This is a genomic window from Polaribacter pectinis (assembly GCF_014352875.1).
GTDB classification, from domain to species: domain Bacteria; phylum Bacteroidota; class Bacteroidia; order Flavobacteriales; family Flavobacteriaceae; genus Polaribacter; species Polaribacter pectinis.
The window spans coordinates 1,873,085-1,886,137 of record NZ_CP060695.1 but is presented as its reverse complement, the minus strand read 5'-3'; the positions used below and the strand labels follow the sequence as shown (position 1 = coordinate 1,886,137).

General features: G+C 31.7%; 9 protein-coding genes. 3 read left to right on the top strand and 6 right to left on the bottom strand.

Translation table 11 applies throughout. The annotated features are described in order from the left end of the window. The first annotated feature begins 20 nt into the window (after positions 1-20). Positions 21-1,373 carry a UDP-N-acetylmuramate--L-alanine ligase gene (locus tag H9W90_RS08635; protein WP_187481222.1) on the top strand — a complete coding sequence of 451 codons (1,353 nt, stop codon included), beginning with the start codon at positions 21-23 and terminating at the stop codon, positions 1,371-1,373. Here the strand turns inward: H9W90_RS08635 and H9W90_RS08630 are convergent. The 6 genes from H9W90_RS08630 to trkA all read right to left on the bottom strand — a co-directional run bounded on the left by H9W90_RS08630 (position 1,357) and on the right by trkA (position 10,742). After that, entirely contained in the window at positions 1,357-2,430 is a 1,074-nt protein-coding gene (locus tag H9W90_RS08630; RefSeq protein ID WP_254712461.1) for a nucleotidyltransferase domain-containing protein, read from the bottom strand. The two genes, H9W90_RS08635 and H9W90_RS08630, sit on opposite strands and share 17 nt — an antisense overlap. A gap of 28 nt (positions 2,431-2,458) precedes the next feature. Next, positions 2,459-3,595, bottom strand: a complete 1,137-nt coding sequence (locus H9W90_RS08625; RefSeq protein ID WP_187481220.1) for a phosphoenolpyruvate carboxykinase (ATP) — start codon at positions 3,593-3,595, stop codon at positions 2,459-2,461. A gap of 86 nt (positions 3,596-3,681) precedes the next feature. Beyond that, complete coding sequence (locus H9W90_RS08620) at positions 3,682-3,849, bottom strand: hypothetical protein (protein WP_187481219.1); 168 nt, start codon at positions 3,847-3,849, stop codon at positions 3,682-3,684. A 23-nt stretch (positions 3,850-3,872) separates the two neighbouring features. Beyond that, positions 3,873-7,301 (bottom strand): T9SS type A sorting domain-containing protein, encoded by a 3,429-nt coding sequence (locus H9W90_RS08615; protein ID WP_187481218.1) that lies wholly within the window; start codon positions 7,299-7,301, stop codon positions 3,873-3,875. Positions 7,302-7,894: 593 nt separating this feature from the next. After that, positions 7,895-9,394: a TrkH family potassium uptake protein gene (locus H9W90_RS08610; RefSeq protein ID WP_187481217.1), complete on the bottom strand. Its 1,500-nt coding sequence runs from the start codon at positions 9,392-9,394 to the stop codon at positions 7,895-7,897. A 1-nt stretch (position 9,395) separates the two neighbouring features. Continuing rightward, complete coding sequence (trkA, locus tag H9W90_RS08605) at positions 9,396-10,742, bottom strand: Trk system potassium transporter TrkA (RefSeq protein ID WP_187481216.1); 1,347 nt, start codon at positions 10,740-10,742, stop codon at positions 9,396-9,398. A gap of 258 nt (positions 10,743-11,000) precedes the next feature. Between trkA and radC the strand changes: the two genes are divergently transcribed. Further along, positions 11,001-11,687 carry a RadC family protein gene (gene radC, locus H9W90_RS08600; protein ID WP_187481215.1) on the top strand — a complete coding sequence of 229 codons (687 nt, stop codon included), beginning with the start codon at positions 11,001-11,003 and terminating at the stop codon, positions 11,685-11,687. A 60-nt stretch (positions 11,688-11,747) separates the two neighbouring features. Next, a complete protein-coding gene (locus H9W90_RS08595; protein WP_187481214.1) occupies positions 11,748-13,052 on the top strand; it encodes a polysaccharide deacetylase family protein in 1,305 nt (434 codons plus the stop codon). Position 13,053: the final 1 nt, after the last annotated feature.

Genomic DNA, 13,053 nt, shown 5'->3' with positions numbered 1-13,053 from the left:
ACTTTTTAAAATTTTGTTAAATGAAAATTCATTTTATAGCCATTGGCGGAAGCGCAATGCACAATCTTGCAATAGCTTTACACCAAAAAGGATACCAAGTTTCTGGAAGTGATGATACAATTCATGATCCATCTAAATCTCGATTAGAAAAATATGGTTTATTGCCAGAAGAATTTGGTTGGTTTCCAGAAAAAATATCGTCTGAATTAGATGTTATTATTTTAGGAATGCATGCTAAAAAAGACAATGTAGAATTGTTAAAAGCGCAAGAATTAGGCTTAAAAATATATTCCTATCCAGAATTTTTATATGAACAATCTAAAAATAAAACAAGAGTAGTAATTGGTGGTTCTCATGGAAAAACTACAATAACTTCTATGATTTTACATGTGTTAAATTATCATGAAAAAGAAGTAGATTATATGGTTGGTGCACAATTAGAAGGTTTTGAAACCATGGTGCATTTAACAGAAGAAAACGATTTTATTGTTTTAGAAGGTGATGAATATTTGAGTTCGCCAATAGATATGCGTCCTAAATTTCATTTATACAAACCAAATATTGCGTTGTTAAGTGGTATTGCTTGGGATCATATAAATGTTTTTCCAACGTTCGAGAACTATGTAGAGCAGTTTAGAATATTTACAGATTCTATGGTAAATGGTGGAAGCATGGTTTACAATATAGAAGATGAAATTGTAAAAGATGTTGTAGAAACTTCAACCAATCATATTAAAAAATACGCGTACCAAACTCCAGAACATTTTATAGAAAACGGAATTACCTATTTAGATACTGCAGAAGGAAATTTACCACTAGAGATTTTTGGAAAACATAATTTACAGAATTTAGCAGGAGCAAAATGGATTTGCCAGCATTTAGGGATAGATGAAGACGATTTTTATGAAGCGATTGTAAGTTTTAAAGGAGCAAGTAAGCGTTTAGAGAAGATTGCAGAAAGTAATAAAACAGTTGTTTTTAAAGACTTTGCACATTCGCCATCTAAAGTTGCTGCCACTACAAAAGCAGTTAAAAATCAGTATAAAGATAGAACTGTTTTGGCATGTTTAGAATTACATACCTATTCTAGTCTAAATGCAGAGTTTTTAGCAGAATATAAAGGAGCGTTGGAGTTTGCAGACAAAGCAGTAGTTTTTTATTCGCCACATGCAGTAAAAATTAAACAATTAGAAGAGGTTTCTGCCGAACAAATTGGAGAAGCTTTTGATAGAGAAGATTTAATTATTTATACAAATCCGCAAGAATTTAAAGACTTTTTATTCAACCAAGATTTAGATAATAAGGCAGTTTTATTAATGAGTTCTGGTAATTATGGAGGTTTAGATTTTGATGAGGTTAAGAATTTGGTTTAGACTTTTTTAAACCAAGTTGTATTAATTTTTCTTGCTGCCATTTTTTATCTGTTATTCTTTTTAGCAACCAATTTCTATGTTCTTTTTTAACTATAGATTGATAAAGAACTCCAAGTCTAGATTTAATAAATAGGTTTCTTTCTGTTTTTCTATGGTCTTTTTTTCTTAATGATTCGTTAGTTAAATAGCTATAAAAAGTTGTCAAATACGCTTTTGTTTCTGGTGTTTCTTTATAGGTAAGTGAAGCTGATTTTCCAAAAGTTTCGTAACAAGTTGCTAAAAAGCAATTTAATGGATTGTATAGTTTTTTGTAATTATCAAACGCATTTTTTGCCGTTGTTTTTTTAGATAAAAGAAAAACATCATAAGCGTTTCTTAAAGCAATGTTTTTAAAATGAATTCCGTTATCATTAACTTGTTTAGCTATAATAGACAAACATAGTTGATTGCTATAACTCATTACTGTTATATTGTCTATTTTTAATGCAGTTTCTCTTATAACAGAATAATTAAATTCATCTGCATATTTTTCTAACAGCATTTCTTTATGTATTTCTACAGCAGCAATTCTATGCTCTTTCTGCAACCTAGGATAATGTTTAAACATAGGTAAATCATAAGTTATGTCATGAACTTTGGAATACTTGTTTTTTGTAAGTATTTTAATTGCTTTTGGGTACTCTTCTTTAGAAAAAATAAAATCGATATCACCAACCATTCTTTCTGCAACATCCTCATACAAACCTTCTAGTAAATTACCTGTTCCTTTTAAGAAAATTGGAGTTATATTATTGTCCAATAAAAGAGTGTTAATTTCCTTAGCTTGGGCTATTATTTGTTCGTTTCTGTCACGATTTAAATCTGTTATATGTTTCATGTACTCCACCAATTCTATAGGCAAGTAATGTAGAAAACCAACTCTTTTTAAATTACAATACAAAGCAGGAAAAACATAATGTGCAGTACTAACTTTTACTACAGAATCCCAATCAATTTTATTAGTTTTTAGTTGTTCTTCTATTTCCTTTTTATGCTCTTCTTCTAGAGAAATGGTCAAACATTTTGCAACAAAAAAAAGGGTTTCCTTATAATTCATTGTTAAAAATATTAGAAACAGTTTGTATCATTTCTTTGTTATTTGAATAGGTTAATTGATAGCAATCTAAACGCGCGAACCAATCTAAAAATACTTGTGCATTTTCTATTTCTGGAGACAACCAAGAATCTGGTACCAATTGCTGAAAAGCTTCAATTTTTGAAATTTTACTACAAACTAATGCAGCATCTTTTTCATATTTAATAAAAACCAAACCTTTACAAGGCAAATGAGCAAAGAAATTAGAGTTGTTTGGTTGTAAGAATCTAACAATTTTATTCAATCTTTTAAAATGATATTCTGCAGAAGTTTCCAATTCTGGGTAGAGTGGTAGCAAGGTTTCTAAACTATTTTTTTTAATAGAAATAGCAGCAGGAAAACTATAGACGTCTTGTTTTTCTATATCTACAGGGACAAAATCATCTGCCAAGCAAGTAAAACCATTTGCTTGTAAAAGTGCTAAAGAAGTACTTTTTCCGTTTCCAGAATCGCCTAAAAAGAGCATTGCTTTTTCGCCATTACTTACAGCAGAAGCATGAAAAACTCCCATCCATTCTTTTTCTTCTTTTTGGTGAATTTTCTGAATAAACTGCATCGAAAATTTTCCTTGAAAATAATGAATCTCTTTTTTACTCCAAGCACCAATAAATTCTTTGTTTACATATAAAAAGATAAAACCATTGTTGTTAAAAACTATAAATTCATGGGTATAATCTGTCGATTCAATTTCTAAATGAGAAAACTTTGGGTGTACTAAAGAAAGTTCAAACTCATCTGAAAAGTTTACTTTAATAACAATACTATTTATCTTATAGAACTTTGTATACTCAAATTCTTTAGGCTTTTTTATATCTCTATAATCGTTTACAATTTCTGTTTCTACTGTTGTTTTGGGGTTGAAAACTCTTTTTTCTAGATCTAGAATAAAATCGATTGTTTTTTCTAATGGTACAGCTAATTTTTTAGACAACGCAGTCGCAATTTCTGTCACAGAAATTCCTTTATTTAATCTTTTTAAAATATCTGCAGTGGTATTTTCTAAAACCAAATACTCGTTACTGTTTTTAAACCAAGTAATTGTTTTGTCTTCTACAACTTTATATAAAAATTTTGACGCTCTTTCCATAAAAAATAAAAGTAGTCAATTTATGATGTTTACAAAAAAAAATGCTCCGAAAAATCGAAGCATTTTTATAAATAAAAATATAGGTTTTAAAATCCTGTTCCTGGATCTTCAGGAGAAGCAGCTTGTGCTTTCTGTGGATTTAATATCATATAAGTTCCCAACGCAGTTAATGCTGCGTATTTACCGTAACTCCCAATTTTTTTAAGGGCATCTTTACGAGAAATTTCTTGGTTATTGTCTGTCTGTTTTGTCATGATTGTATGGTTGTTTCTCGTTATTATTCTAAAATTATTTTCTTGCTAACTTTACCTGTTTCAGTTTGTACTTTTACAAAATAAACGCCTGTACCAAGTTTTGGTAAAGTAGCATCTTTAACTCCGTTTGTTTCAAAAGAAGAAGTGTAAACTTGTTTACCAAGCATTGAATATAAAGAGAAAGTAGTTTTACCCTGTGGTAAGCCTGTCATTCTTATAGTAGAAGCAGCTGTTTTAAAGATACTAACAGTATTTAAAACTACATCTTTAACACTTAATGTGCTTTCTGTAGTATGTAAATAGAATCTACCAATATCACTTAAGTTTGCAGTTAAAGTTACTTTATAAGTACTATTTGCAGCATCTAATCTTGTAAATGTACCTAACTCTCTATCTTCTAAATACACCTTAATATTAGATGGTAAATTTAAAACATTGGCAGAAAAAGTAATTTCTTCATTAGCAGCAGCATGAACTCCTACAGGAATAACCATAGCCTCATAGTTGTCTTTTGGTAATGTTTGTATTGCTAATTTTTTACCTTCATTAGCAGTTACTAATTGTGTATGTACACCAAAAGAAGTTCCTAAACCTGCAAATGCAGAGCTATCATAACCATTATCGAAACCAGTTGTTTTACCATCATAGTAATAAACAAATGCGTTTTTAGTAACACCTGTTTTTGATAATGATAATTTAATTTCTGGTCTTGTGTTTTCAGTTCTATTAAAAATACCAGTTGCTTGATGCTTTTGCATGGCTTTTGTAAAGTTAAAGTCACTTGGAGCCATCATACTTTTTGCTTTTACAAAAAATCCTTGAGCAGGCGCAATAAATAAAGAAGTTCTTTCATTATTGTTTTTGTCTGTTCCAACAGTTGTTGTTTGATTTACTGTTAAGTAAGAAGTAGTTGCTTTGTCCCAAATCCATAATGTTTCTTCATCTAAAACACCTGTGTTTACAGTTAACAGATTGTCTGTAGCATCTGCAGTAGTGTTAAAAGGTAAAAAAGCTGGGTAAGGATTTCCTATGGCATTAAAAGCATTTCCTACACCACCATTGGCAGGAGAACTGTCTTTAATTTCAGAACCTACATCTATAGTAGCAATAGAACCTTTAAAACCTAAATTTCCTTTTTGTTGGTCTGCAGTAGGTGTTGCACTTGGTAAAACAGAATATCCTTTACCACTTGCCATATCTATTGTAGCAGATGCTGTAGCAACATTTACTTCCGCAGTAGAAAAATAATCCCAACGTAAATCAGTATCAGATTGTGTATTGTCATAAACAGCAATACCATATTGAGAATCTTTTTCTTGAAGTCCGTTAAAAACAGTAAAATTACCATCTCCAGTGTTACCATCTATTTTCTCTCCAACTGTTGGTGATGAAATTAAACTCCAACCATCTGTTAAGCCAGTTGTATTGTTATGGTATGTTTCTGTAAAGTAGAAAAACTGATTTGTTCCACCAGAAGTATAAGTTCCTTTTAATATTACAGATGCACTATTAACAACACCTGCAGAAGGTACTGTTCCGTTTCCTTGTAAATAAGAATCTGAACCTGCTAAAGTTAAATTACCATTTATGGTAAGAGAATTACCTGCACTTACATCAATTCCTTTTGTGTCTGCAATACCAATATCGTTTGCTTCTGTATTTGCAGAAATTACTAAATCGTCGTAAATATAAGCGTCTTTAGCGGTTGTTGTGCCGTCTAAAGCTACAGAGTTTACCCAAGCTCCACCAGAGTAGATTAAGTATTCTAATGCTCCTGGAGTTGCATTTGCAACATCACCTTCTACAACATAGGAATTTGTGAAAATATTTTTGTAATCTTGTTCAGTACCTAACCCTATTAATGTGTCGTCAATTAAGGTTCCGTCGTCCGTATTTGCAGTTCCGCCAGTCATTAATCTCCATCTTCTACCTGTACCAAAAAAATTACTAGAATGTCCTCCATTATAATTAACAGATGCATCTAATGTAATTCCAAAGTCAGAGTTAAAACCAGATCTAGTACCACCTCTTGCTACAATTAAAAAACCATATGCAGGTATAATTAGATCTGTATCTGCTGTTTGTTCATCTACTCCAAAGTCAAAAACATATTGAGAAGCATTGGTAGTAGCATCTGCTCTTACTAATTTACTTGAGTAAAGACTTACAGCCTCAGAAGAATTATTAAATAATTCTAAATATTCAAACGCTGTACTTGCAGCATCAACAATTTCTGTAATAAAAACCTTTCCAGCTATTGGTAGAGGAGGTATTTCATCATCAATAATAGTAACTGTATGTGTTGCTTGAGAAATAATTAAACCACTAACAGCACTTGTTTCAGTAATTGTAAAAATGATAGTTTCTGGGTCTGTATCTGCATCATCGTTGATAGAGAAAGTAATATTTTGTGTACCATCTGCTGTAAAAGACAATGCTGTTGGAGATGTAAACGTAAAATCTCCAGCTTCTGCAGTTCCAACAGTTGCAGTTACATCAATATCTATTTGTGTTCCAGAATAATTAGAAACAGTAATAGGAATGTTTGCACTTGTAAAAGTGGCATCTGTTTCGTTTTCCGAACTTGTAGCAGCATCAAAACCAATACTTGGTGCTGTTTCATCTTCAGTTACTGTAACAGTATGTGTTGCTTGTGAAACAATTAAACCTGTAACAGCACTTGTTTCTGTTAAAGTTAAAATAATGGTTTCATCATCAAAATCATCTGTATCTGGATTGATGTCTAAAGAAATATTTTGAGAACCATCTGCTGTAAAAGAAAGTGTTGCAGTATTTAAAGTGAAATCTGCAGGTTCTGCAGTACCAGATGAAGCGATGCTTACATCTATTTGATTTCCATCATAATTGGAAACTGTTACTGGAATACTTACATTAAAAGATGCGTTAGTTTCAGTTTGGTTACTTGCTGCATTGTCAAAACCAACTGTTGGTGCAGTTGACGCTGTACCTTGTACTAAAACATCATCTAATCTTTGAAGTTCTGTACCTGAATTATTGTTCATAGTTACTCTTATTTCTAAAGTAGAACCAGCTAAACCTGCTTGAGAAACAGTAGCACTTGTAAAGTCATCATTTAAGGTACCATTTGTATCTGCAGCAGTCCAAGCACCTCCATCGATCCTGTATTCTGTATTGAAGATATCAGCTGCTTCCATAGTTCCGGATTCCGCAGCAGATAAGCTAAAAGAAACCCCAGTAAATCCAGTAATATTAATTGAGGGAGACATCCAAATTGCGTCACCATCTATATCTCTAGCTTCAAAAACTTCTGATGTAACTTTAAACCAATCCGTACTAGCTGTTAATGCTGCAGAGGACACATCAATTGTCCAATCTACACCAACTAGATCTGTTGTTGGTGCTGGGCCAACTGCTCCTTTGTCATTCTGTCCTGTGAAATTTTCAGAATAAATTGTTGTTTGTGCATTCATAAATAAAGAACTTGTAATCAGAAAAAAACTGAAAAGAATCTTTAGAAAGTTGTTTTGTTTCATAATTTATTGATTTTTTTAGAACTCTAAAAATAGTAAAAAAAAGCAGACTAAAAAAGGCAATAGGCTATTTAACAATAAGATAAACTTAATTTAAAATACAAATTAGTTTTATCGCCCAAAAAAAACAAGGTGTAGATAATATGGGTACTTTTAAAAGTAAAAATTGTTAATACACTCTGTGTCTAGATACTTTAGAAGTTTTTTTCTAGTAATGTAGCTTTATTGGTTGTAATTTATAGCGCTAGTAATTGCCTTTAGCAGTATGTCTTCATAGACTCTTGTTCGGGGTTTCTCTCCAAACAACGCATTTTTAAAATATATACCCAAAGCTCACCCGAACAAACCCCGAAGGAGACCCGAACAAAACCCTCTAAAAATTGCTTTTGTGGGTCAGGGTGTGTCAGAATGTGTCACAGTGTGTCAGGATGTGTCAGCATGTGTCAAAACAGACCCCAAGTTTAGTTGTTCTTATTTAAGGGTTTTGCGATGTAATATTGTAGAGTTACTACTGCAGTTATTTTAGAAAAACACTAGTTCTTGCGCCAAAAGAAAGGCGTAAATAAAATAAGTACTGTAAAGAGTTCTAAACGCCCTATTAACATTAAAAATGAGCAGAACCATTTTGCTGCAATAGATAAATGAGAAAAATTATCTATAGGACTAACACTACCAATTGCTGGGCCAATATTACCCAAAGATGAGGCAGCTGCGCCTAATGCTGACATAAAGTCTAACCCAAACAAGGTAAGTATTACAGAGGCAATGATAAAAATTAGCATGTAAATAATAAAGAACGAAAGAATATTAAAAACAATGGTTTGACTTACGGTTTTACCATCATATCTTACAGGTATAATTGCATTGGGGTGTAAGGCTTTTTTAAATTCTAAAAAACTGTTTTTAAGCATTACAATATGTCTCACTACTTTTACACCACCACTTGTAGAACCTGCAGAACCACCTGTAAAAAATAGGGCAAAGAAAATACCCGTTGCAAAGAAATTCCACATGGTAAAGTCTGCAGTAACAAAACCTGTTGTTGTAACTACAGAAGTTACCATAAATAAGGCATGTCTAAAGGCACTTTCTGTTTTACCTAAAACTTCTGGATGCGCCAAAATTGTTTCTAAATTGGGGTCTTGAAAAAAGATAATAATTACAGAAATAATGGCAGTTACGGTTACAATACCAAAGAAATAGTATTTAAACTCTTCACTTTCAAAAACTTTTCTAACTTTTCCTTTTAAAGCAAAATAGGTCAATACAAAGTTGGTACCTGCAATAAACATAAAAGCAATAATTATGTATTGTATTAATGGTTGCCCATTATAAAAAGCAACACTGTCTGCTTTGGTAGAAAAACCACCAGTACTAACGGTTGCCATGGCATGGTTTATGGCGTCGAACCAAGTCATACCAGCAATTTTTAAAAGAAAAAATTGTGCAAAAGTTAATGTTACATATATTAAATATAGGCGTTTTGCAGTATCGGTAATTCTTGGGTGTAATTTGTCTGCAGATGGGCCAGGAGCTTCTGCCATAAACAGTTGCATACCTCCAATTCCTAAAAGCGGAAGAATTGCTATGGTAAGTACAATAATTCCCATTCCGCCAATCCAATGTGTGGCACTTCTCCAAAAAAGAATTCCTTTGGGCATTGCTTCTATATCTGTTAAAATAGAAGAACCTGTGGTAGAATATCCAGAAATGGTTTCAAAAAAAGCATCTGTTACACTAGGTATTGCACCAGATAATAAATAAGGTAACATTCCTGTAATGGAAAGTGTTAACCAACCTAATGTTACAATTAAGTATCCTTCTTTTTTTTGAATATTGGTGCTGTCTGGTTTGTTAAAGAAGTAGAGGAGTAGGCCTATAAAAACAGTAATGATTCCTGCATTTAAAATCCCCCATTTTGCCTCTTCATCATTAAACACACTAAAAGGAAATGCTATAAACATAAACAAACCGTTTAAGGCGGCTGTAATTCCTAAAAAGCGATAAATTATTTTTGTGTTTAAAGAACCCATGTTAGTTAAAAAGACTTTCTACAGTACTAATTGCTTCTGGTAAACAGAATACAATTACTTTATCTCCTGCTTGTATTTGCATGTTTCCAAAAGACATTAACGCTTTACCATCTCTAATAATTCCACCAAAAACGGCTTCTCTAGGAAAACGTAAATCTTTAATTGGTTCTTGGGTTACTTTGGCATTTGCTCGCACTTCAAACTCAAAAACTTCTGCATCTATATTATGTAGGTTTGCCAAGGCAAGTATTTCTCCTTTTCTAATATGTCTAAAAATATTACTAGCAGCAATTAGTTTTTTATTAATTAGAGATTGTATTCCTATGGTTTGAGAAATATCTATATAATCCATATTTTCTACCAAAGCAATTGTTTTTTTAACCCCTTTAGATTTTGCTACTAAACAAGACATAATGTTGGTTTCAGAATTACCAGTAACAGCAATAAAAGCATCTGTTTCTCTAATGTTTTCTTCTTCTAACAACTCTAAATCTCTACCATCACCATTAATAACTAATGTATGGCTTAATTCTTCTGCTAATAACTCTGCCTTTTCTCTGTTTTTCTCTATTAACTTTACATTAAAATTTTCCTTACAAAGTTTTCTTGCAGTTTTTTCGCCAACACTACTTCCTCCTAAAATTATTACATTTTTAATCTCGAACTGTTTTTTACCAATAATAGGGTACAAGCCTTTCATGCTGTAGTTTGGTACAGAAAAATACACTTGGTCGTCTAATTGGTATACAGTGTCTCCACGTGGTATAATGGTTTGAGAAACATTTTCTCTTTTAATAGCAATGGTAATAAAATCTACACTAGAAAATTTCTCTTTGGCTTCTTTAACTGTTAAATCTATTAATGGAGATTTGTAGGTTAATGCAGTACCCATAACATTAAAAAGACCACTTTCAAACTCTACAGTATCATTAAAAGAAGATTGATTTAGGAGCATTTTAATTTCGTTGGCAGCTAATTCTTGCGGAGAAATCATAAAGTCTAAACCAAATTGTGTAAAATCTACTTCACAGTTTTCTAAAAACTCTGGGTTGTCTATTCTTGCAATGGTTTTTTTGGCTCCTAAAGACTTACCAATTACAGAAATTGTAAAGTTTGTGTTTTGGCTATCTGTAACAGCAATTAATAAATCTGCTTTATCAATTCCAATTTCTTTTAATAGTTTTATAGAAGTTGCATCACCTTTTTTAGTAATAACATCTAAATGATTGTTAATGTAATTTAACTTTTCACCATCAAAATCTATTATATACGTATCTTGAGATTCGTAAGAAAGTAGTTTAGCCAAGTGAAAACCAACGTCTCCAGCACCAGCTATAATAATCTTCATATTTTAAATATAGAAATAGAATGCAAAGATATAAAGAGTTTTTGTGGAAATACAAATAAAAGGCAGTTTTCAACTTTTAATGTAGTTTTAAGAAGCTACTTTATCAATAAAAAACTACCAAAAGTAATACAGAAGTAACCTCTTACTTAACTTCTATTAAGCCTTGATTGCATTGTAGTTTAATTGGTGTAAACACATGTTAAAATCTGCAGCAGATATTTTGAAACCTATTTTGTACTTTTATAAAAAAAAAGAAATATGGAAAAGTTAACCATTAAATCTTGGGCTTTAGATGATAGGCCAAGAGAAAAACTGCTTTCCAAAGGGAAAACATCACTTTCTGATGCTGAGCTAATTGCCATACTTATTGGATCTGGAAATAGGCAAGAAAGCGCAGTAGCTTTGTCTAAAAGAATATTGCAATCTGCAGATGGTAATATAAACGAGTTGGCAAAATTATCTGTAGAAAAATTAACCCTATTTAAAGGAATTGGAGAAGCAAAAGCAATTGCTATTATAACTGCATTAGAATTGGGCAAAAGAAGACAATTAGAAATTGCTTTAGAAAAACCAAAGATTACAAGCAGTAAAGATGTTTTTAATTTAATGCAACCCGTTATTGGCGATTTAGAGCACGAAGAATTTTGGGTAATGTTCTTAAATAATTCTAATAAAGTGTTAGCAAAAGCGCAGGTTAGTAAAGGTGGCCTAACAGCAACAGTTGTAGATATTCGTTTGCTTTTTAAAAGAGCTTTAGAACTTACTTCAGTTGGTGTTATTGTTTGTCATAATCATCCTTCTGGAAAATTACAACCTAGCAATGCAGACCAACAACTAACAAGAAAAATTAAAGAAGCAGGAAATACTTTAGATATTAAACTTTTAGACCATTTAATAATTACTGAAAAAGCGTATTTTAGCTTTGCAGATGAAGGAGTTCTTTAGTAATCAGTTTTCAGTAGCAATTAGCAATAGTATTGTTGCTAATAACCACTAACACAAATCATGATATTAGTTTACACACATAAAATAACCCCAAGAGTACGTTATATTTTTAAGCATATTTTTACAAGAATTTTATTAATTCCTGTAGATTTTACGTCTAAAGTAGAAGAATTTGTGGCCCATAATGGCCCTAAATTGTCTTACACAAAAACACCTTTAGGAGGCGAGTTTTTTGTAAAAAGTAACGATTTGTTGTTTGAGCAAGGTGTAAGCGATTTAGAGATTAATATGCAAAAGTGGGACAATGTACCTTGCTTTTTTATAACTGGCCCAAAATCTTCTATTCCTTTTGATATTTTTGCAGCAAGTTTCTATTTAATATCTCGTTATGAAGAGTATTTACCTCACGTAAAAGATATTCATGGTCGTTACACAGCAGCAGAAAGTTTGGCATATAAGCATGAATTTTTAGAAAAACCTGTGGTAGATATTTGGGCGTACAAATTATTAGATGCGCTAAAAGAGAAGTTTCCAGTTTACACCTACAAAGAACGTGCCTACGAGTTTATTTCTACCATAGATATAGACAATGCTTTTGCGTACAAACATAAAAGTTTGGTAAGGAGTGTTGGAGGTTTTTTTAACGATCTTTTTAAGTTTCGATTATTAAACGTTTGGAACCGTTTTGCGGTGGTTTTTAACATTAAAAAAGACCCTTTTAATACATTTGAAAAGATTCTAGAAATTAAAAAAAGATATAAAATTAGAACAGTTTTCTTCTTTTTAATAGGAGATTACACAACGTTTGATACCAATGTTTCTGCTTCTAAAAATAAATACAGATTGCTTATTAAAGAAATGGTAGATTATGCTAGAGTAGGTTTGCATCCTTCTTATTTTACCATGCAAAATGCTACATTATTAAAGAAAGAAAAGGAAAGATTGCAAGATATTACAAACATGCCAGCAATACGTTCTAGGCAGCATTATTTACGCTTTAGTTTGCCAGAAACCTATCAAAATTTAACAGATTTAGAAATAGAAGAAGATTATTCTATGGGTTATGCAAGCAATGTAGGGTTTAGAGCAAGTACGTGTACACCATTTTATTTTTACGATTTAGATTTCGAAATTCAAACACCACTTAAAATATTTCCATTTGCTTTAATGGATACTACTTTAAACGACTATATGAAGTTGACTCCGAAACAATCTTTAGGTAGAATTAGAGATCTTAAAAACGAAGTAAAAGCCGTAAACGGGACATTTATAACCCTGTTTCATAACGAAACTTTAAGTGATTATTTGCGTTGGAAAGGTTGGAAACGCTTGTATGAATCTATGATTAAAATAGCAACATCGTAAA